The 21,543-nt window shown below is 71.8% G+C and carries 16 protein-coding genes; 4 read left to right on the top strand and 12 right to left on the bottom strand.

The window, feature by feature from the left end; translation table 11 throughout:
- Nucleotides 1–6 precede the first annotated feature (6 nt).
- Genes bcsA through bcsB form a run of 7 tightly spaced genes read right to left on the bottom strand, consistent with a single transcriptional unit; the run spans nucleotide 7 to nucleotide 12,911 of the window.
- Nucleotides 7–2,544 (bottom strand): UDP-forming cellulose synthase catalytic subunit, encoded by a 2,538-nt coding sequence (bcsA, locus tag WJ12_RS06840; protein ID WP_069245735.1) that lies wholly within the window; start codon nucleotides 2,542–2,544, stop codon nucleotides 7–9.
- A complete protein-coding gene (gene bcsQ / locus WJ12_RS06835) occupies nucleotides 2,541–3,320 on the bottom strand; it encodes a cellulose biosynthesis protein BcsQ (RefSeq protein ID WP_034186735.1) in 780 nt (259 codons plus the stop codon). Before bcsQ ends, bcsA begins: the two co-directional genes overlap by 4 nt.
- The gene (locus WJ12_RS06830; protein ID WP_034186734.1) at nucleotides 3,317–3,526 is read right to left on the bottom strand and encodes a hypothetical protein; all 210 of its coding nucleotides are present in this window, start codon (nucleotides 3,524–3,526) and stop codon (nucleotides 3,317–3,319) included. The genes bcsQ and WJ12_RS06830 overlap by 4 nt, the downstream gene beginning before the upstream one ends.
- On the bottom strand, nucleotides 3,523–5,466 hold the full coding sequence (gene bcsE, locus WJ12_RS06825; protein WP_069245614.1) for a cellulose biosynthesis protein BcsE: 1,944 nt from the start codon (nucleotides 5,464–5,466) through the stop codon (nucleotides 3,523–3,525). Before bcsE ends, WJ12_RS06830 begins: the two co-directional genes overlap by 4 nt.
- A gap of 9 nt (nucleotides 5,467–5,475) precedes the next feature.
- Nucleotides 5,476–9,384 (bottom strand): cellulose synthase subunit BcsC-related outer membrane protein, encoded by a 3,909-nt coding sequence (locus tag WJ12_RS06820; RefSeq protein WP_069245613.1) that lies wholly within the window; start codon nucleotides 9,382–9,384, stop codon nucleotides 5,476–5,478.
- Nucleotides 9,369–10,598 (bottom strand): cellulose synthase complex periplasmic endoglucanase BcsZ, encoded by a 1,230-nt coding sequence (gene bcsZ / locus WJ12_RS06815; protein ID WP_069245612.1) that lies wholly within the window; start codon nucleotides 10,596–10,598, stop codon nucleotides 9,369–9,371. The genes WJ12_RS06820 and bcsZ overlap by 16 nt, the downstream gene beginning before the upstream one ends.
- 3 nt (nucleotides 10,599–10,601) lie before the next feature.
- Nucleotides 10,602–12,911, bottom strand: a complete 2,310-nt coding sequence (gene bcsB / locus WJ12_RS06810; protein WP_069245611.1) for a cellulose biosynthesis cyclic di-GMP-binding regulatory protein BcsB — start codon at nucleotides 12,909–12,911, stop codon at nucleotides 10,602–10,604.
- A 475-nt stretch (nucleotides 12,912–13,386) separates the two neighbouring features.
- Here bcsB and WJ12_RS06805 point away from each other — a divergent pair, with 475 nt between their 5' ends.
- Complete coding sequence (locus WJ12_RS06805) at nucleotides 13,387–14,409, top strand: sensor domain-containing diguanylate cyclase (RefSeq protein WP_069245610.1); 1,023 nt, start codon at nucleotides 13,387–13,389, stop codon at nucleotides 14,407–14,409.
- 30 nt (nucleotides 14,410–14,439) lie between these two features.
- Here the strand turns inward: WJ12_RS06805 and WJ12_RS06800 are convergent, their stop codons facing one another.
- From WJ12_RS06800 to WJ12_RS06785, 4 genes are read right to left on the bottom strand one after another with little or no spacing between them, the layout of a single operon-like run.
- On the bottom strand, nucleotides 14,440–14,892 hold the full coding sequence (locus WJ12_RS06800) for a hypothetical protein (protein WP_059557015.1): 453 nt from the start codon (nucleotides 14,890–14,892) through the stop codon (nucleotides 14,440–14,442).
- A complete protein-coding gene (locus WJ12_RS06795) occupies nucleotides 14,892–16,292 on the bottom strand; it encodes a phosphatase PAP2 family protein (protein ID WP_059557016.1) in 1,401 nt (466 codons plus the stop codon). The genes WJ12_RS06800 and WJ12_RS06795 overlap by 1 nt, the downstream gene beginning before the upstream one ends.
- Nucleotides 16,289–18,058 carry a bifunctional alpha/beta hydrolase/class I SAM-dependent methyltransferase gene (locus tag WJ12_RS06790; protein ID WP_059557017.1) on the bottom strand — a complete coding sequence of 590 codons (1,770 nt, stop codon included), beginning with the start codon at nucleotides 18,056–18,058 and terminating at the stop codon, nucleotides 16,289–16,291. Before WJ12_RS06790 ends, WJ12_RS06795 begins: the two co-directional genes overlap by 4 nt.
- Nucleotides 18,059–18,117: 59 nt before the next feature.
- Entirely contained in the window at nucleotides 18,118–18,723 is a 606-nt protein-coding gene (locus WJ12_RS06785; RefSeq protein WP_034186725.1) for a CDP-alcohol phosphatidyltransferase family protein, read from the bottom strand.
- A gap of 133 nt (nucleotides 18,724–18,856) precedes the next feature.
- Between WJ12_RS06785 and WJ12_RS35830 the strand changes: the two genes are divergently transcribed.
- The 3 genes from WJ12_RS35830 (at nucleotide 18,857) to WJ12_RS06775 (ending at nucleotide 20,790) form a co-directional block, all read left to right on the top strand.
- Nucleotides 18,857–19,087 carry a hypothetical protein gene (locus tag WJ12_RS35830; protein ID WP_154233710.1) on the top strand — a complete coding sequence of 77 codons (231 nt, stop codon included), beginning with the start codon at nucleotides 18,857–18,859 and terminating at the stop codon, nucleotides 19,085–19,087.
- 102 nt (nucleotides 19,088–19,189) lie between these two features.
- Complete coding sequence (locus WJ12_RS06780; protein WP_034186775.1) at nucleotides 19,190–19,822, top strand: lysophospholipid acyltransferase family protein; 633 nt, start codon at nucleotides 19,190–19,192, stop codon at nucleotides 19,820–19,822.
- Between the two features lie 38 nt (nucleotides 19,823–19,860).
- Entirely contained in the window at nucleotides 19,861–20,790 is a 930-nt protein-coding gene (locus WJ12_RS06775) for a phosphatidate cytidylyltransferase (protein ID WP_034186724.1), read from the top strand.
- Between the two features lie 77 nt (nucleotides 20,791–20,867).
- On the opposite strand, the gene WJ12_RS06770 is transcribed toward WJ12_RS06775, so the two are convergent.
- Nucleotides 20,868–21,542, bottom strand: a complete 675-nt coding sequence (locus WJ12_RS06770) for a DUF1266 domain-containing protein (protein ID WP_059557018.1) — start codon at nucleotides 21,540–21,542, stop codon at nucleotides 20,868–20,870.
- Nucleotide 21,543: the final 1 nt, after the last annotated feature.

Genomic DNA, 21,543 nt, shown 5'->3' with positions numbered 1-21,543 from the left:
GCCGCGTCAGTCGCGCGCCCGATCGAGTTTCGGCGCCAGCATCGCCTGCACGCCGCGCGCCGCGCCCTTCCACATCCGCACGTAGCCGTCCAGCCCGATCCGCAGCACTTCCTTCAGCCCGCCGAGCGGCGTGTCGAGGCGCTCGCCTTCATGCCAGTCGAGCCACGCATCGGCGCGGCCGAACGTGCACTGCACGAGTTGGCGCTCCTGTTCGAGCGTCAGTGCCTCGAAGCTCACGCCGACGTGCGTCGGCGTCACGCGGGTCACGCGCACCGGGAACGGAAACGCCCGATCGCCGCGCGTCACGCACACCGTCAGCGTGTCGCCGACAGCGAGCGGCAGCCCCGGCACGGCTTCGAGGCCGAGGCCGCCGGTCGAGTAGTCGCTCGTGAAGCACGCGGCCGTCGACCCGTCGGCCAGCAGCAGCATGGCCGGCACGCGCATCGCGATCCGGTGCGTGACGCGCACCTGCTTGGTCTCGCGCGCGACGGCCAGCGCGGCGCCGAGCATCGCGAGGTTGTACACGGTCCAGCCGAGCGTGATCAGGATCGTCGACGCCTCGTCGCCCTGGTCGGCCGCCAGCCGCCACAGGCCGGCCAGGATCGCGAGCACGTTCAGCCCGAACAGCACCAGATACGGCTTCGACGTCGACCAGTCGACGTAGCCCTCGTCGATCTTGCCGCCCTTGTCGGTCACGTTGAACTTGCCGTGCTTCGGGCTGAAGAACGCGACGGTGGTCGGCAGCGCGATGTACCACGCGAGCACCGATTCGTAGACCTCGGCCCAGAACGAGTGGCGGAAACGCCCCTGCATCCGCGAGTTCGCGACGTTCGCGAGCACGAGGTACGGGATCACGTAGCTCGCGAGCGCGAGCGACGACGCGTTGATGAAGTACAGGTGGAAGAACAGGTACGCGAGCGGGATCGTCAGGAACACCAGCCGCGGAATCCCGTAGAAGAAGTGCAGCATCGCGTTGCCGTAGCAGATCCGCTGGATCAGGCCGAGCCCGCGCCCGAGGAACGGGTTGTCGATGCGGAAGATCTGCGCCATCCCGCGTGCCCAGCGCGTGCGCTGCTTCACGTGGCCCGCGAGGCTTTCGGTCGCGAGGCCGGCCGCCTGCACGGTCGGCAGGTACGCCGACGTGTAGCCGCGCCGGTGCAGCTTGAGCGCCGTGTGCGCATCCTCGGTCACGGTCTCGACCGCGACGCCGCCGACCTCCTCCAGCGCGCTGCGCTTGAGCACCGCGCACGAGCCGCAGAAGAACGTCGCGTTCCACAGGTCGTTGCCCGACTGCACGAGCCCGTAGAACAGGTTGCCCTCGTTCGGGATCTCGCGGAACGTGCCGAGGTTGCGCTCGAACGGATCGGGCGAGAAGAAATGGTGCGGCGTCTGCACGAGCGCGCACTTCGGGTCGCGCAGGAACACGCCCATCGTCGTCTGCAGGAACGAGCGCGTCGGCACGTGATCGCAATCGAAGATCGCGATGTATTCGCCGTGCGTCTTCGGCAGCGCGCGGTTGATGTTGCCGGCCTTCGCGTGACGGTTGTCGTCGCGCGTCAGGTAGTCGATGCCGGCCTCGGCCGCGAACGCCGCGAACTCGGGGCGCCGGCCGTCGTCGAGCAGGTACACGCGCAGCTTCGCCGTCGGCCAGTCGATGCTCTGCGCGGCGAACACGGTCGGCTTCACGACCGACAGCGGCTCGTTGTAGGTCGGGATATAGACGTCGACGGTCGGCCAGGTGTCGGGGTCGTCGGGCAGCGGCACGATCGGCCGGTCGAGCGGCCACGCGGTCTGCACGAAGCCGAGCAGCAGGATCATCCACGTATAGGCTTCGGCGCCGTACAGCAGGTAGCCGGCGACGGCCTCGACCGGGCTGCGGAAGTCGAGCGTCTGCGTCGTGCGCCACCACACGTAGCGCACCGTCGCGAGCAGCGCGAGCGATGCGAGCGCGAGCGTCGGCAGATGGCCGGGCAGACGGCGCAGCATGAGCGCCAGCACCGCGACGATCGCGAAGAAGGCGAACTGCGCGCCGGGCATCAGCGGCGACATCCCGGCCGCGGCCCACAGCACCGCGCCGGCCACCAGCAGCAGCGGCGCGAGCCAGCCGCGCCGGCCGACGCCGTTCGCGCGCGCATCGAGCCAGCCGCCCCAGCGTGCCCACGGCAGACGATCGAGCAGCGCGTTGATGCGCCGGCCGACCGCGCGGACGGCCACGTAAGCGGGCACGACGGTCTTGTCGAACCATGCGAGCGGATCGCGCGCGGGCCGGCCGTCGGCCGCGCGCGGCGCACGCACGATCGCGCGCCACAGCCATTCGCGCGGGCTCAACGGCTGCAGCACGCCCCAGTCGTGCGCGAGCCGCAGGAACGCGATGCGCACCCAGCGGCGCACGTGATCGGGCCGGCCCGGCGGCGGTGCGTGGAAAAACAGCCGCACGAGCCAGTCGACCAGCGTGCGCTCGGCCGGCAGGCCGATGCCGCGCGCGCACCAGTCGGCCGCACGGCGGCCGAGCGTGCGCAACCGCGGCGCGGGCGCGGGCTTCATCGCGCCGCTCCGGTGCGGCCCGCGGCAACGGCCGTCAGCCACGCATGGACCCAGTTCGCGACGCCGTTCAGGTCGTGCGACGCCTGCGAATACGGCGCGTCGTCGAAAATCCAGCTGCCGCGCGCGAGCGCCTCGGGCACGGCCGCGTCGACGTGGATCCGCTGTTCGAGCATCGACGCCGGCCCGGCGACCGCGCGCAGCATCGCGAGCGCGTCGCGCTGCATGTCGCGTGCCGGATTCAGCCTATTCACGACGATCTGCAGCTCACCGGCGCCGGCCCGCAGCGCACCGAGCCGCGCGGCCGTCGTCGCGCAGGCGGCCGGCTCCGGCGGCACGACGACGAGCGTCAGGTCCGCGCGGCGAATCGCCTGCTCGGCCTGCGGCGACGGATAGCGCGCGGTGTCGACCAGCACCACGCCGTCGGCCGGCAGCGCGATCTCGTCCAGCGCGCGCGACAGCCATGCGGGATCCGCCGCGAGCCGCGCATCGCATGCGGCTGCGTCGGCCGCATCGACTTGCCCGTACGGCACGAACAGCACGCCGTCGGCATTGCGCCACGTGTGCGCATGCCACGGTTCGGCGCCGCCGAGCACGCTTTGCGCGAGGCCGTGTTCGGCCAGCGTGTCGAGGCCGAGCGTCGCGCCCATCAGGTTCTGCGCATCGAATTCGACGGCGACGACCGGCCGGCCGCGGCGCGCGAGCAGCACCGCAAGTGCGGCGGCAAGCGTCGTGCGGCCCGCGCCGCCGGTCGTCGACGTAATGGCGATCGTCTTCATCGGGCCGCCTTGTCGCCGCCCTCGGCGCCGGGCAGCAACCGGCCGCGCAACGCGACCGGCACGAGCTCGCACGGCACGGCGTCGCGCCGGTCGATCCCGCGCGGCGCCTGAAAGCCGCGGCCGACGCCGAGGTGCTGCGCAATGATCCACACCGGCACCGCGATCACGATGCCGACGATGAAACCGATGACGAGTACGGCAATCATGCACGCTCCTGCTTGCGCAGCGGCATCGCGCTGCGGGTAGCGCCGCGCGCACGCGCGGCGGGAATGACGGGATGCGGCGCCGGTGCGTCGACGGCATCGGGCGCCGGCGGCGCGCCGATCGCCTCGAGCGCGACGATCGCATCGATTGCATCGATCGCCTCGCTCGCCTCGGCGGGCGTCTCGCCGGGACCGGCATCCGCGAGCGGCGTGCGCGCGCCGTTGGCCGGGTGCGTCGCCGCGAACAAGTCGCTGTAGTCGGCGATCGGCGCGCGCCGGTTCTCGGCTTTCAGCGCATCGAGCTCGGTGTCGATGCTGCCCTTTCCGAGGCATACGACACGATCGGACAACGTGTCGACCGGCACGTCGAAGATCCGCGCGAGCGCATCGTCGGCGTCGGCCGGTTCGCACGCGAACAGGAACACGAACAGATGCCCGGGATCGGCCGTCACGACGTCGCCCGCGCGGCGCGGGCGGCAGTGCCGCAACGCATCGACGTGCGACACGCCCGGCAGCAGCGTGATCTTCGCGAGCGTGTGCGGCAGCGCGAGCACGGCGCCGCGATCGAGCACCGCGCGAATGCGCAGGCAGAACGCGCCGACCGGCAGATAGCCGAGCACCGAATCGCCGAGCGCGGCCGCGAGCGCCGCGCGATAGTCGGGTGCGACCGGCCGCGCGTAGAGCTGGCCGCGCAGCGCGTGCACGGCCGCCTGCATCCGCGAGACCGGCAAGTCGCGCGCGACCACGCGGTTCGCGCCGACGCTCAGCACGAGCATCTCGAACTGCTGGCGCAGCACTTCGCCGCGCTCGACGACCGCGATCTTCAGCGCGCCGCCGCATTGCCGGCGCAATGCATGCACGTCCGCGCACAACGCCTCGAGCTGCGCATGCGAGCGGAACGCGAGCACCGCGGTCGCGGCTTGGGCACGGGCGCAGGCCGCGACGACAGCCGCGTTGTCTTCGACGATTTCCCAGTCGGCGGGCAGGCGATTCGTGCCGTCGAGCACCGCGCGGCTGACGATGACACGGTCCTCGTCGCTCGCGAGCTTCATCCGGTATGCCGGTTCGGTCGCGCCGCCGTCGATGCTCGCGGACAGCCGGCCGCCGGGCGCGAAGCGCAGCGGCCGCACTTCACCGGCCGCGAGCGTGTCGCCCACGCGCCAGAAATCGACGATCCACAGCAGCTCGCCATGCGTGCGCTGCAACTGCGCGACGCCCGAGCAGATGCCGTGGAAGCCGCTGCGCGGCGTGCGGTCCGCATCGCGCACGAGCGGCGCATCGTCGGTGCGCGCGTCGTCGCCCGCCCGCGCGGCCTCCGGGTCGAGCAGCAGCACGAGCGCGAGGCGGTGCGTACGGCACCAGTCGGCCAGTGCGCGGGCTTCATCCGCGAGCGCGACCGGATCGTCCCAGCTGAACCAGCGCTGGGCGCCTTCCACGAAATACAGCGAACGCGCGCGAAAACCGTAGCGCCGCATCGCGCGCAGGCCGCCGGTCAGCCGCGCGAACGGGCCCGGCGCCGCGCGGCGCGGCGCGCCGGTGCCGAGATCGTCGTCGGCCGCCTCGACCGCCGGCGGCATCGCCAGCACGTTCAGGTTGTGCGGCCAGCCGGCCGGCTGCACGCCGCCCGCGAAGCCGAGCGATGCCATCTGGTCGGCCACGCGGGCCGCGTCGCGCGCGAGCACGACCGTCACATCGCGCGTGCGTGCCTGCCGCGCGCTTTCCCAGACAAGCGCATCGCATGCCGGCGTGCCGCCGGCCGCGTAGATCGCGTACAGGCCCCCCGCCTCCAGTTGCGTCCATGCATCGGGCAGGCCGTCGATCGCAAGCCGGCTCAGCGTGCCGACGCGGCCGCCGGCCGGCCCCATGCGCAGCAGCGCGCGCAGGTGGCCCAGCAGACCGGCAACGCCGGGCGCGGGACGGGTGGCATCGATTTCCGTATTCACGACGTTCCCCTAGTAATCCGAATAAAGCCGCACCGGCGTCGGCGTGACGAGCCAGCTGCGCTGCGCGCGCGCATCGAACGCATAGCGCAGGTACACGAGCGCCGAGCTCGGCGCGTAGTCGTGCGACCGGTCGACATGCAGTTGCGCGCCGACACTCAGGTGCGGGTTCACGCGGTACTCGGCGATGCCGTTGAAGCCGTACGAGAACGACACGCCGCGCGTCGAGCTGCCCGCGTACACGAACCCGGCCGCGACCTGCGCGGCCCGCTGGCCCGAGAACGTCGGGTAGTACAGCGAATCCTTCTCGAAGCTGTTCGAGATCCCGCCCGTGAAGGTCAGGTCCCACGACAGCGCGTCGTACCGCCCCGCCCATTCGATCGGCACGCCGAGCGACAGGTAGCGTTGCGGGCTGTAGTAGCCGCCCTGCCCGTACGTGTAGTAGCGCAGGTTCTGCGCGTAGTGCCACGCATTGCCGACGAGGCCGGTGCTGACCTTCATCGTCGCGCGTTCGTACACGGGCACCGTGAAGCCGGTGCGCAGCGTGACTTCCGCGTTGCGTTCGACGTTGCGGCCGGACAGCACGCCCGCGCCGAGTTCCGCGAACAGGTTCGTGCGGCCGACGTCGACCGACGCGCGCAGGTTCACGCCATCGCGGCGCACCCCGCCCCAGACCGCGCCCGTCCATGGGTCGCGCATCCCTGCATACGACAGCACGCTGCTCGTTTCCGGCCGCCGCGACGCATTCACGCTGAAGCTTGCCGGGCCCGCGTCGAAGCGGTAGCGCACGCCGCCGACGAGGTAGTGCACGGGGAAGCCAAGCGGCGACGTGCCGAGGTCGAAGCGCCATGCGTCCGACAGATAACCGGCGCCGAGCGCGACGCCCGTCGTCGACTGGTGCAGCGAACCCGGCGGATTCGCGAGCAGCGCGGCAGCCGACGGATTCGTCTGGAACGGCGGCGGCAGGCCGCCCGGGGCCTTGAGCGCCGCGTAGGTGCCGAACGTCTTCAGCGCATACGCATCCGGGTCGCTCGTATCGAGCGTGCCCGGGTCGAGATGCACGGTATCGATCTGCGCGAACACGTGCCCGTCGTAGCGGACCGGCATCTGCAGATAGATCGGCACCTGCTGGGCGCGATACGACGAGACGCCTTCGTCGCCCGACTTGTACGCGGGCGTCCAGCCGGTCTCGATTTCGGGATTGCGCCGCTGTTCGAGCTCCGCGAACGCGGCCCGCGCGGGCGTCAGGCCGTCGCGGCCCGGGCTCACGCCCGTCGCGCGTTCCTGCGACTGCGACAGCCGGTACAGCGACGCCGCGTCGTCGTAACGGCCCTGCGCCTCTGCCACGCGCCCGGCCGCGACCGTCACGTCGGCGCGCGCCGGATACGCGGCGTGCAGCCGGTCCGTCACCTGCGCGGCTTCGTCCGGGCGGCGCAGCGCGTTCAGGCGGCGCACGGCCGACAGTTGCGTGTCGACGTCGTCGTCCGGCGTACGCGCGAGCACGGCCTGGACGCGCGCCAGCGCGGCGGCCCGGTTGCCGCTGTCCTCGTCGATCCGTGCGAGCGCGAGCTGCGTATCGGCGTCGTCCGGCGTGCGCGCGACGACCGGCGCGAGCGCGTCGCGCGCGGCGCCGTAATGGCCCTGCGCGCGCTCGAGATCGGCCAGCTCGAGCGCGTGACGCTTGTCCGCTCGGCCGGCCGGACTCGCACGATCGAGCAGCGTGCGCGCTCGTGCATAGTCCTGCCGCGCGATCGCTTCGTCGGTCTGCCGCAGCACGAGCCGCAGCGACTGGTCCTCGAGCCGCGCCGTCTGCGCCGGGGTCAGCGACGCTTCGCGCCGCAACGTGTCGAGCCACGCGGCGAGCGCGTCGTCACGCCCCGCGCTGCCGAGCAGATCGCCGTAACGCAGCCGCACGTCGGCATCGGCTTCGCGCGGATGCGCGACGATCCAGTCGTGCAGCAGCGCGAGGCCGCGTTCGGGTTCGCCCGCGTCGATCCACTGCGCGCCGATCGCGGCGAGCATGTCGGGATCGTCCGGCGCGCTCGCCTGCGCGTGCGCGAGCGACGCGGCGAACGCCGCGCGGTCGCCGCGCGCGAGCGTACCGCGTGCGTCGGCCAGCGCATGTTCGGCGTCGAGCTTGCGCGCGAGCGCGCGCACTCCGTCCGAACGGTGCGCGTCGTCGACCGGGGCCAGCGCGGCCTGCGCGCCCGCGACATCGTCGAGCGAATTGCGGTACAACGCGATCGCGTAGCGCATCTCCGGCGTATCGCCCTGCGCGAGCCCGTCGTCCATCACCGTGCGGCCGAGCTGCGGCAACCCCATGTCGCGATAGAGGCGCGCGAGCGCGAAGCGCGTCCACGGCGCGTCGGGCGCCGCACGCACGGCCGCCTCGTAGCGTTGCGCGGCCGGGCCGCGTTCGCCCTTGTCGGCCAATGCGCGCGCCTGGTTCGCGAGCAGGTCGGCCCGCAGGCCGTCGAGCGCGCGGCGATCGTCGCGGCCCGTCACGCGACCTTGCAGCGCGTCGAGCAGCGGGCCGACCCGGTCCGCGCGGCCGGTGTTTTCATACAACGTGGCCGTGCCGCGCACGGCCGACAGCGCCGGCGAACGTGCCGCCAGCAATTCACGCAGCAACGGCTCCGCGTGCGCCCAGTCGCGCTGCGCGAGCAACGCATCGGCAAGCTGCAGCTTCGCGTCCGGACTGCCCGGCTGCATCGCGAGCGCCGCCCGCGCCGCGCGTTCGGCCTCCTGCGGGCGCCCCGCGTTGGCCGCTTCGCGGCCTTGCGCGAGCAGCCCCCAGAACTGCGCGGTGCGTGCGAGGCCTTGCCATTTCCCGCGTTGATCGGTCGCGCGCGCCGCGGCCTGCGTGAACAGCGCGCGTGCTTCGTCGTGCCGCCCTTCGCGCAGGCGCAGCAGGCCGAGGCCGCCGAGCGCGTCCGCGTCGTCCGCTCGCGCACGCGCCGCCCGCGACAGCAGCGGATCGGCCGCGGCCAGGTCGCCGCGCGCGAGCGCCTGCAGCCCGCGCTGCTGCGCGATGTAGTCGGGGTCGCGTTCGAGTCGGCGCTGCGCGTCGCGCTGCCGGTCGAGACCGGCAGCACGGTCGCGGAATTCGGTGTCGTCCGGCGTGAGCGCGAGATACGCATGCAGCGCGTCGAGATACGCGGGATCGTCGCCGGCCGACTGCAGCACGCGGCGCCACAGCGACATCGCCTCGGTATGGTCGGCATCGTCCCGCTTCGCGAGTGACCAGGCGATCCGGTTGGCCTCCGCGCGCGTATCGGCATGCTGGTTCAGCAACCGCGCCAGCGCCATGGCCGCGCTGGTGTCCTGCGGATCGGCCGCGACTCTGCGGCGCAGCGCGGCAAGCGCCGACTCGCGGCCACCCGGCGCATTCGCGCGGATCTCGTAATACTCGGCGCCAAGCGCACCCGACGGCGCGCCGTTCGGAAACAGCGCGACGATCCGCCGCGCGGCTTCGTCGGCGCGGCCGCTGCGCGCGAGCAGGCGAATCTGCGCCATCTCGCCGCGCCCGCTCGTCGCGACACGGTATTCGTCGGCCACGCGCCGCGTGGCGGGCGCATTCGGCGACTGCGCCTGCAGGCGCGCCAGCGACGCCTGCGCGCCTTTCGCGTCGCCGAGCCGCAGCAGCACGCGGACCTGTTCGGCCAGCAGCTCGGGATCGCCCGGCGCGATCAGCAGACCCTTGCGCAGCGCATCGCGCGCGAGATCGTCGCGATGCTTGACGCCCCACATCCGCGCGGTGTCGAGCTGACGCTGCGCGTCGGCCGACGCGGCAGTCGCCGGCGCCGCGGGGTTCGCCATCGCCGTGCCGGATGCGGCGCCCGGCGCCGCCGCGCACATCGACGACGCGAGCCACGCGAATCCCGCGACGTGCGGCGCGGCGCGTTTCAGCGGGCGGCGCACGAGCGGCCTCCCCAGCGGGTGTCGAGCGTGCCGTCCGCGCCGAACCGGTAGCGGCCGTCGCGCCAGCCGAGGCCGAACAGCGTCAGCACGCTCGTGTAATAGCCGGGCGCCGACTGCCGCGCGAGCGTATCGACGCGGGCCACCTGCGCATCGGCAAGCGCGTGCTGGCCGCGCGCATCGAGGAACGGCACGGCCGCCGCCGAAAACCCGCCGTTGCCGTCGTTCGGCCCCGCGACGCCCGTCGTCGTATCGACCTTCTCCGGCGGTGCGCCATGCGCGGCGATATGGTCGGCGAACGGCGCGAAGCGTGCGAGCAACGGCGCGGCGAGCGGATCGGCACGGTCGAGCATGCCGGCCCACAAATACACGCGGATCGCGTTGTACGCGCTCTCCGCGTGCGTCTGCGGATCGGGGCCGAAGCCCGTGCCCGCGCGATACAGCGCCCAGTCCGGCGAGAAACCCTTCGGCGCCGTGTCGAGCAGCACACGCCCGGTGCTGGATGCCAGTGCGGCCCAGCGCCGGTCGTCGGGCAGGCGCGCGCCAAGCGCGCGGATCACCTGCGGCGGCGAATAACTCGGATTCACGCGGAACTGGCCGTTGGCGAGCTTGAACCCGGTCGACCCGGGCAACAGCGTGAGGCCGAGGCCCGGCACGGTCGCCGTCTCGTCGTCGAGCACGCGCTTCGCGAGCAGCGCACCGCGTGCCGTATAGCTGCGCTCGTGCCACAGCCGGCCGGCCTCGACGAGCGCGTACGCGATCCACAGATCGGCGTCCGACGCCGCGTTGGCGTCGAGCACGCGCCACGCGCCGTCGGGCGCGCGGCCCCACAGCCACGCGGGCAGATGCGCGCTCAGGTCGCCCTGCGCGAGGTTGTTCTCGGTCCATGCGAGGATCGTGTCGAACGTGCGCCGGTCGTTCGCGACCAGCGCGAAGAAAAGTCCATAGGCCTGCCCCTCCGACACCGTGCGCGAATCGGCCGAGCCGACGTCGATCACGCGGCCGTCGGCCGAGATGAAATCGCGCTTGAACGCATCCCAGCGCGGCCACGCCGCACTGCATCCCGCGCTGGCCGCATCGGTCGCGCCGCCCCCGGCCGCGTGCGCCCGCGCGGCCAGGCCGGCCGCCGCGCACGTCACCGCAACCGCCAGCGCGAGTGTCGCGCCGACACGCCGCGCCGGCCGCGCTGCCCGTCGCTTCGTCATTGCCCGCGCCATCCGTTACATCCCCCGTCGACGCGCGGCGATCCTCTGCAGCACGCTGAACACGCCGAGCGCGAGCAGCAGCCCCGCGACGACGCCCACCGCGCCGAGCACGACCGGATGCCGCGCCGCATGCGTCCAGACACGCGCATACCACGGCACGAAACCGACCACGTAAGGCTCGCCGACCCGCAGGCTGTCGACCTGCCCCGGCCGCACCACCGCGAGGTCGCCCTGCAGCTGCGCGACGAGGCCGGCGTTCTCGAACACGTTGAGCAGATCGCCGAGACGCGGCTGGTCGGTCGCGGTCAGCGCGACGACGCTGCGGCCGTGGCTGCCCGGCAGCTCGAAACCGGCAAGCGCCGCGAGCGGCCCCGTCTGTTCGATATGCGCGCCGCCGTCCGCGAGACCGACGCCGTTGCGCCAGCGCTCCTTCACCGAGAACGCGACGCGCGTCGCGCCGGCGCCGCCCTGCTCGCCGATCGCGAGCGGCAGCGCCGCACGCCAGTGCGCCAGCAACGGCGACGTGGGCGAGCCGTCGATCACGAGCAGGTCCTTGCTGCCCGCCAATGCGGCGACGTCGCCGGGGCGGGCGATCTGCACGCGCAGCGCCGGGAAGCCGGTCCATTCGCCCATGTGGCCGAGCATCGTCAGATAGGCCTCGAGTTCCTGCGGCGACGGCCGGTCGGGCAGCACCACGGCCGTCTGCGACAGGTCGGCGAAGCGCGTGAACGGGAAGCCGCTGTTCGCGAAGAACGCGAGGTTCGGCAGTTGCGCGTAGTGGACGAAATGCGAGAAGTCGATCGTCGAATCGGGATCGATCGCCGCGCGCTGCGGCTCGGTCGCCGTGCTCGAGCACAGGCCCGTTTTCTGCGAATCGAGCGTGAAGCGGAACTGCAGCTGGTTGCCGCTGCCGACGCGGAACGCGGGAATGTCGACGTCGCTCGTCACGCGCCCTTCCGGCACCGACAGCAGCGGCAGCTGCATGCGGCCGTGCGCGTCCTCGGCATGGGCCGGCCCAAGCCGGTAGGACTTTACGAGCTGGTCGTTGATCTCGACGGCGAGCGTCGAGTTGTCCTGCACGGTCGGCGCCGTGTAGCGGTAGCGCAGCGTGATCGGCACACCCGCGCCGTTCCACGAGTGCAGATCGGCCGGCACGCGCAGGTTCAGCCGGATCGCGTCGGGCGTCGTGCCGCGCACTTCCAGCTGGCGCGGATCGTTGACGAGCTCGCGGAACGTGATCGGCCGGTTCACGGGCAGCCAGCGCGGCGCGTCGTACGGCTTGCGCGGTGCGCCGAGATCGACGTGCGCGACCGTCGCCGTCGGCCCCGACAGCGTCGCACGGCCGAGCACGAGCGCGGCGACCGCGTCGTCGACTTCGGCCGCCGTGCGGCCCGTGACGACCAGCAGCTTGCGCCCCGGCGCGGCCGGGTTGTCGGCGACCGCGAGCAGCGGTCCGTTGACCGGCGGCAGCGCGAGCCCGGCCGGTAGCGTCGCGGCCGTGCCGACCACCACCGCCTGGTCGTCAGCCGGCAGCGCGGACGATACCGGGAAGCGCGCATGCCGGTAATCGGCCAGCGCGCCGAACCACGACGCGAGCACACCCGCGCTGCGCAGCGTCGCCGAATCGGGCGCTGCCGGCAGCACGAACGGCAGCCGCACGCGGCCGTTGTCGCGCCGGTCGAAGAACGGCGCGGGCAGCAGCGCGAGATCGTTCGGCAAGCGCACCGGCGATTCGTCGAGGATCAGTTCGCTCGTCGGGCTCACGTCGGCCCACAGCGCCGAGTTCGACGGATCCTCGCAATGGTCGAGCGTGTAGTGCGCGATCAGGCGCAGGCCGATCTGGTTGAAATCCGAGAAGTAGCGCGGATCGATCGGAATCTCCTGCGTGACCGTGCGGCCCGCGCGCGCGGCGTCGAACGGGACGGTCGCGATCACCTCGCCGTTCACCGACACCTTCAGGTGCGACATCGGGAAGACCAGCGACGGCGAATACGCGTAGGTCAGGCGCAACCGCGCCCCCGTGACCACGCGGTCGAGCCGCACGCCGGCGTTGATCGTGCGCGCGTCGTCGGCGCCGCGCAGGCGCAGCGGATCGAACGCGCCGAGCGACGCGAACGGCAGATGCACGGTGGTCGCCGGCAAGCCGGCGGACGACGCGCTGGCCACGGCCGGCGCGGCCGCGAGCACCGGAGCGGACGCATCGGCGGGCCCGGCGGCCGACGCGGCGGCCGGCACCGCCGGCATCGGCGCGGCCGACAGCACTGCCGTGTGAAAAGCGCCAACCATGGCGACCGACAGGACGAGCAGCGACGCGGCCGGCTTCATGCGCCCCTCCGTGTCGTCTGGTTGATCCGGTCATCAAGCGCGTCCGAACCGACGCGCGTCAAGCAGCTATGCCCGTGAGTGCACATCCCCACTGCTTCCCCTCATATGGCGACCTGGCCTGATGCATTTATCGAAACGACGCGGCGGATTCTTTAACGGCCGTCGCCGTGCTGCGCGCGCCTGGCACGGGCGCGCGCCCATTCGTCACACTATCTCAAAAATAGGACAAAACTTACGCGAATTCGCGCCGATGAAGCGAAAAAAACCTCAATCGAGTCGGAAATGCTGCACGAGAGGGACGAATGGTAAGAATTGCGCCGTTGTCGCCGGGCGAGCCGAACGGCATACTGCCGGCGCCGTGCGGCTGGCCGGCGGCGGCCCGTGACGGACCGCCCGGGGCACGCCGCCGCGATGCGGCGCGTATGCTACCGCAAACCCGCGACGCCGGATGCGCTTTCTTTGATGGATCACTGACTTGAATCAAATCGTCGACACCGCCACCCCGTCCTCCGACACGCTGCTGCGCATCATCGCCCTGCAGACCGAGATCGCGAAGCTCGGCCTCGACCTCGGCAGCGTGATGGCCTATGTGGCCGAGCAGGTGCCGCAGCTCACGGGCGCGAGCGCCGCCGCGGTCGAGTTCGCCGAGGGCGACGACATGGTGTACCGTGCCGCGTCGGGCACCGCCGCCGGGATGCTCGGCCTGCGGCTGCGCCGCTCGGGCAGCCTGTCGGGCCGGTGCGTGCAGCAAGGCGAACTGCTGCACTGCGTCGATTCGGAAACCGACCCGCGCGTCGATCGCGATGCGTGCCGCCGGGTCGGCCTGCGCTCGATGCTCGTCGTGCCGCTCACGCATGCCGACACGACCGTCGGCGTGCTGAAGGTGATGTCGCCGAACGTCGACGGCTTCTCGCCGGCCGACGCCGGCACGCTGCGGCTGACGGCCGACCTGATCGCCGCCGCGATGTTCCACGCGGCGCGCAACGAGGCCAACGAGCTGTACCTGCGCGCGACGCACGACGCGCTCACCGGCCTGCCGAACCGCGCGCTGTTCTACGACCGCCTGCGCCAGTCGATGCATACGGCACTGCGCGCGAACGGCCGGCTCGGCATTCTCAACATCGACATGGACGGGCTGAAGCCGATCAACGACGGGCTCGGCCACCGCGCGGGCGACGCCGCGCTGTGCGAGATCGCCACGCGGATGCAGGGTGCGGTGCGGCGCTCGGACACGGTCGCGCGCATCGGCGGCGACGAATTCGCGGTGATCCTGCCGAACATCGGCACCCGCGACGACGCGCACACGCACAGCGCGCGGCTCGCGCGGCAAGTCGGCGAACCGTTCGAATTCGACGGGCATGCGCTGCGGCTGGGCGTCAGCATCGGCGTCGCGATGCTGCCGGACGACGGCACCGACATGACCGCGCTGATCGAGCATGCCGATCGGGCCATGTATGAAGTGAAGCGCACGCGCTCGCGGCGCGCGGCGTACGCTTGACGGGCGGCGGGCGGCGGGCGGCGGGCGGCGCTAACCGATCCGCGACACCGCGATCGCGATCCCGACCGCCAGCCACTGCACGATCGCCACGAGCACACCGGCCCGGCACAGCCCGACCGCGCCGCGCACGCGTGCATCGAGCGTACGGCCGGCCTTGGCCGCGTCGATCCAGCCGAGATCGGCGAGCGCGCGGTCGAGCGCCGCGAGCGCGTCGTCGACGGGCCCGTCGCCCGCTGCCGCCCGCGCGAGCGCCGCGAACAGCCGGCGGTCGATCTCGATGCGCACCGCGTACCACAACGCCACCATCCCCGACCCCGTGCTGACAACGGCCAGCAACACGCGGGCGAGCGTCGCCGGCATCCAGCCCGCCGCGACCCACCAGCCCGCGCCGGCCGCGGCCAGCGCGGCCGCGATCGCCCATGCGCCCGCATCGAGCGCGCCGCGCGCGGCGGCAATCCTGAACGGAGCGGAGGGATCGCGCATCACTCGCGCCCCGTGCCGCGACGGCGGTCGATCCACTGCTGCAGCACGGCCACGCCTTCGTCCGACCACACGGCGTGCGGCCGCACCGCGCGCACCGCAGCCAGCGCGTCGCGCGCGTCTCCCAGCCCGCGCCGCGCGGCGAGCCACGCGGCCGCGCACAGCACGCTGCGTCCATAACCGAGCGCGCAGCAGACCAGCACGTCACGCCCTTCCCCGTGCAGGCGTTCGAGCGCCGCGACGGCCTGCGCAAGCTGCGCCGCCGTCGGCGCGACGAGATCGAGCTGCGGCACGGATGCATACGCGAGCGACGTTTCGTCCGCCGCCCAGCGCGGCATCTCGGCGGTCAAGTCGACCAGCGCGGTGAAACCATGGCGGCGCAGGTCGCGCGTCGTCGGCGTACGGCCGATCGACACGCGTTCGTCGATCCGCACGGGCGCCGGCCGGCGCCACGTCCACAGCCGCGAATTGACGAACGCGCCGGCGATCGTCGGCGCGAGCAGCGCGCGGATGAAGACCGGGAGACGTCCATCCGCATCCTTCTGGAAAACGCCGGGCGCGCCGCGCCGGTACGCCCACGCGACACACGCGAGCGCCAGTGCGACCCACCCGGCCGCCAGCGCCCAGCCCGGCGCGCGCGGCACGCACCACAGGGCCGTCCACGCCAGTAGTGCCGCGCCGATCGCATAGCGCCGTGCGAGCGCGCGGCCGGCCGCGCTCGGCGACGCATCGGCGCCCGGCAGCCGGCCCGTCGCATCGCGCAACGGAAACAGGAACAGCGCGAGACAGCCGACGGCCGCACCGGTCGGCACGTCGATCGCGTGATGCTGGTAGGTCGTCAGCACCGACACGCCGATCGCCGCGAACCACAGATGCAGCACGGCGCGCGCGACCGTACCGTGCAGGTGCCGCGCATAAACGGCCCACAGCACGACGAGCAGCCCGATATGCAACGACGGCGCCTGGTTGAACGGCTTGTCGAAGCCCATCAGCAGCGTGAACAGCGCGCCGGCCACGCCGCCCGCGTCGGGCCGCTCGAACCCGAAGCGCAGCGGCCACGCGATGAAACAGGCCACCGACACCAGTTGCACGGTCAGCAGCCGCTTCACGTGATCGAGCAGATCGGCACGGCGCGTCCAGAAGAAGAACGACACCGCATACAGCAGGTCGATCGACCAGTACGGCACGATCGTCCACGGCACGAACGGAATCGCGTGCTCCCAGCCGAACGCGAACATCGGCACCGCCGCGCGGCGCGCGGCGAGCCAGTTCGCGAAGCCGTACGTCGAGAAGAACACGGCGCCCATCGCCGCGAGCCAGCCCAAGCGCAGCGCGAACGATGCGTCGCGCGCGCCGGCCGCCGGCTCGGCGAGGCCGCCCGCGCCCCCGCCGAGCGCGCTCATGGCGCGTCGACCCGCTGCGCGAGGCTGACCGTGAAGATACCCATCTCGTCGATCCGCTGGTCGAGCTTGCGGAAGCCCGCGCGCGCGACGAGCTCGTCCATCTCGGCCTGCGAGCGGCGGCGCATCACCCAGGTCGCCTCGCCGCGGTGATTGTTCAGCGCACGCGCGATGAATTCCAGCTGCGGATGCCACGGCTGCCCCGTATAGACGAGATAGCCGCCCGGCGGCACGGCCTGCGCGAGCCCGCGCAGCGAGCGCTCGATCAGCGCGTTCTCGCCGAACAGTTCGTACAGGCCCGACACGATCGCGAGCGTGGGGCGCGGCTCGAGCGTCGCGAGCGACGTCTCGTCGAACGCGTCGCCGCGCTCGAAGCGCGCGATCGGCTCGAGGCCGCGCTGCGCGATCAGGACGCGTCCGGCCTCGACGTTCGGCGGGCTGTAATCGCGCAGCGTGATGTCGTCCGGCGCCGCGCCGTCGCGCTCGGCGGCCGACGCGATCGCGTCGAGCACGTAGCGCCCGTGGCCGGCCGCGATGTCGACGATCCGCACCGGCGTGCCGTGGCCGCGCAGGCGGCCGATCGCCGCGCCGATCAGTTCCTGCAGATGCACCTTGCGCTGACGGATGCCGACCCAGCCCGGCGAATCGAGGTACGTGCGGTCGATCAGCGCGCCGACGCCGAGCCGCCCCTGCGCACGGTTGCGGTACACGTAGTCGAGCGTCGAGCCCGAATCGAAGCCGAGCCGCAGCCCGAGCGCGATGCCGTCCGACAGCGCGCCGCCGGCTTTCAGCCCGGCGCGCGTCAGCGCCCAGTACGCCCGCGCGAACGCGTTCGCGGGCGGCCGGCCAAGCGCCGCGTATTCGTCGTGGAACGCGCCGCGCCGATCGGCGTCGGCGAGCGACACGCGCGGGCTCGGCGCGTCGAACTCGCGCAGCACGAACGCGCGCAGCGGCGCGAGCGCCTGTGCGCGGTCGCGTTCACCGAGCGTGTCGTGATAGAAACCCGGCAGCACGATGCGCTCCTTGCGCGCCGACCCGAGCCGTTCGAAGAAGCGGTCCTGCGGGCCGCGATGCACGACCCAGTCGGCGCCCGAGATCAGCAGTTGCGTCGGCACGGTGATCGCGGCGGCGTCGGCGACGATCCGCCGCGCGGTATCGTGCAGGTCGAGCAGCATGTTGACCGCGATCGGCCGCGTGATCAGCGGATCGGACGCGTAGCTCGCGATCCGCTCGGGATCGTGCGTGAGGAATTTCGGTTTCACGTAGCTGTTCACGTAGAACAGCCCGCGCAGCTTGTGCATCAGCCGCAGCCCCGGCCGCGCGAACGGCACGTAGAGCTTGATGTGGAACGCCGGCGACGCGACGACGAGCGCGCGGATCGGCGGCGCGTAGTCGTGCACCCACGTGGCCGCGAGCACCGCGCCGACGCTCTGTCCGACCACGGCCATGTCCTCGATCGCGATGCCGTGCGCGTCGCGGATATGCTCGACGAAGGTCTGCAGGTCGCGCACCGACGCGGCCGCGCTCGGGCTGTAGCCGCGCGCGCCGGGCGAGCGGCCGTGGCCGCGCGCGTCCCACGCGAAAAACGCGAAATCGGGCAGGTCGAGCTCGTCGACGAGGTGCGCGACGCGCGCCGAATGTTCGTGGCCGCGATGCAGCAGCACGACGGCGCCGCGGCAATGCGGGCCCGTCGCGGGCCAGTGGCGGTAGAACAGCGTTTCGCCGTCGTGCGTGATGAAGCCGGCCTCACGTGCCGTGCGTGTGCTCATGCGCTTTCTCTCGTTTCGTTATTCGAATGGTGTGGCGCCGCCCTCCGGCGCCCGGCCCGTCAGCCGCCCGCTTCGGCGATCCCGGCCCGTACGCGCCGCACCGCTGTCACGATCGACAGCACGATCAGCAGCCGCCACAGCCAGGCGGCGACGCCGCCGACCGGGAACCCGAGGCCGATCCACAGCGCGAACGCGCCGAGGGCCAGCGCCCGGTCGCTCTTGCCGAACGGGCCGTCGTAGCGGCGCGTCGCGCCGACGAGCGGGCCGATCAGCCCCGCGCACTCGACGATCACCGCCGTCAGCGCGAACAGCCAGACGTCCGCCGGAGCGAACGCGGGAATGGCGAGGAACGGCAGCACGAGCGCGACGTCGGACACGATGTCGCCCAGCTCGTTCAGGTACGCGCCGAGCGTGCTCTTCTGACCGTGCTCGCGCGCGAGCATGCCGTCGATCGCGTTGAGCGCCATGCGCGCGAACAGCCAAAGCGGAATCAGCAGGAACAGCGCGCGGGCGAACACGCCGAGCCCGGCAAGCGCGCCGACGACGATCGAGCCGCCGGCCGCGAACAGCGTGACCTGGTTGGCCGTGACCCCGCGCGCGGCAAGCGAATCCGCGAACGGACGCAGACGGTTCTGGAATTTGGGTTTGAGTGCGTAGAGGCTCATCGTTTTATTTGCGCGGCGCTATCGGATACGTTTCCCGCCGCCATGCCCCGGGCGGCGTAACGGCCTTGGTCGGCCTCGGTCGGCCTTCATTGGACGGCCCTAATCGTCGCCGAGCGGCCCCGATGCGTCAAGCATGCGCCCGGCCCGCCCGCGCGGCGCCAATCTGGCGTTTTTCGGCGAAACTCGCGATAATCCGCTGGCCCGATCGCGGCGCGATCCATTCGAACTGCAGACGGGCACTCGTGCAACAGCCGATTATCACGCCGCCGACCGGCGCATTCGCCGCGACGCAACAGCGTGCGACGGCGAATCGTCCGATTATCGCGGACCTGCGACAGGCAGCCACGAATTTGAAAAAATTTAAACAAGAGCCGTCCGGCGCGCATCCTGCCGCGCCGGCATTCCGGGGTTCCGCCCGCCGCGCGTGCGCAGCGGGCCGCGCATGCAGGCAGGAGGCGTCGCGCCGATGAACATTCTCAACGTCTGGCAGCGCGATTTCCTGCTGTCCATCGTGCGGCTCGTCGCCGGCGCGTATCCGGTCTGGCATCAGGCGCCGCCGTCCCCGACGCAGAAGATCTATTTCTCGAATCACACGAGCCACATCGACACGCTCGCGATTCTCGCCGCGCTGCCGCGCGACGTGCGCGCGGTCGTGCGGCCGGTCGCCGCGCGCGACTACTGGGACAGCAGCGACCTGAAGCGGCACATCGCGCGGAAACTGCTGAACGTCGTGCTGATCGACCGCCACCGCGAATCGGGCGGCGACCCGCTCGACCCCGTGCGCGACGCGCTGCGGCAGGGCCACTCGATCATCATCTTCCCCGAAGGCACGCGCGGCGCCGACGTGCTGCCGCAGCCGTTCAAGAGCGGGCTGTTCCATCTCGCGACCGAGTTCCCGAACGTCGCGCTCGCGCCCGTCTACCTCGAGAACCTGCAGCGCATCATGCCGAAGGGCGCGATCTGGCCCGTGCCGCTGATCTGCAAGGTGCATTTCGGTGCGAACGACGCGCTCGACGCCCAGGAAGACAAGCCGACGTTCCTCGCCCGCATGCGCGACGCGGTCATCGCGCTCGCGCCGCCGCAACGACCGGCCGGCTGAACGCGGCGCCCTCTTCTCCCCTTTTCCGGATATCAACCATGCGAACCCTCTTCTGGGAACTGGTCGCGGGCGTGACGGGCGTGCTCGTCGTCGCGACCGTGATCGGCGCGATCCTCGGCGCGCGCAGCGGCGGGCAGAACGCCACCATCGCCAACCTGAACCAGCGCATCCGCGCATGGTGGGCGATGATCGCGATCATGGCCGTCGCGATCGGCCTCGGCAACAACGTCACGTATCTCGTGTTCGCGCTGCTGTCGTACCTGACGCTGCGCGAGTTCATCACGCTCACGCCGACCACGGCGAGCGACCATACGACGCTCTTCATCGCGTTCTTCATCGCGATCCCCGTGCAGTACCTGCTGCTCGGCATCAACTGGTACGGGATGTATTCGATCTTCGTGCCCGTCCACCTGTTCTTCGCGATGTCGCTCGTCTCGGCACTCACGCAGGACACGCGCGAATTCCTCAGCCGCAACGCGAAGATCAACTGGGCGCTGATGGTGTGCGTGTACGGGCTGAGCCATGCGCCGGCCGTGCTGATCCTCGACATTCCGCGCTACGCGGGGCAGAACGCGCTGCTGCTGTTCTTCTTCCTGTTCGTCGTGCAGATCAGCGACGTGCTGCAATACGTCGTCGGCAAGCTGTTCGGGCGCCGCAAGATCGCGCCGCAGCTGTCGCCGTCGAAGACGGTCGAAGGCTTCGTCGGCGGCGGGCTGCTGGCCACGCTGTGCGGCGCGTCGCTGTATCGCGTGACGCCGTTCAGCTTCGGCGCGGCATTCGGGATCTCGCTCGCGATCGTGATCGCGGGTTTCGTCGGCGGGCTCGTGCTGTCGGCGGTCAAGCGCTCGCTCGGCACGAAGGACTGGGGCTCGATGATCGCCGGCCACGGCGGGATGCTCGATCGCGTCGACTCGATCTGCTTCGCCGCGCCGGTGTTCTTCCACCTCGTGCGCTATCTGTACGTTTGACGCGCGGCGGCGCCGGCGCATCACACATGCCGGCGCCGCCGCACGAACGCATTGACGCAAACCGGCCGGCGACGGCATCAACGCAGTCGGGCGACCGGCTCCGGATCGAACGTCGCGAGGCCCGGCCAGGCCGCCCGCCCCCACGCGCCGTCGGCCGGCGCGAGCCATCGCTGCACGGCCGCCTCGTCGACCGCGCGACCGAGCGGATCGGCACGAAACGCCGTGACCCACTGCTTGCGGCCCGCCACGTACGCGCGGCCGAAATCCTCCCAGCCGTCGAAGCAATCCTGCGCACGCTGTGCATTGAGCAGCAGCACGCGCCACGCGACGTCCGGCTCGGCCCAGCCCATCAGCATCGCGGCGCGCGCAAAGAAGGCCATCCGCGCGCAGGCGAACGCGAGCGCGGCGCGCGGTTCGTCGTCGGCGTGCAGCGCGTGGAGATCGGCCCGGAACCACTGCGTTTCCAGCACCCTCGCCAGATGCGCGCGCGCGTCGTCGTCCGTCGCGTCGGTACGCAACTCCATCTGGTGGAGCATCTGCGCGCGCAGGAACCGGCGCGTGTCGTCGCCCACGCGGCTCGCATCGGCATCGCTGAAACGGGAGAACTCCGTCGCCTCCACGTACGGATGAGCAAGCAGCAGCGCCCAGTGCTTGCGCGCGGACAGCACCGACGCACGCGCGCGGCCGCGCCGGCGCAGGTAGCGGACGATGCGCCACAGGATGAACAGCGCGACGATCAGCTTCAGTGTCATG

This window comes from Burkholderia seminalis (assembly GCF_001718535.1).
GTDB lineage: Bacteria > Pseudomonadota > Gammaproteobacteria > Burkholderiales > Burkholderiaceae > Burkholderia > Burkholderia seminalis.
The sequence above is the reverse complement of the archived record's forward strand: the minus strand, read 5'-3'. Positions and strand labels throughout refer to the sequence as shown.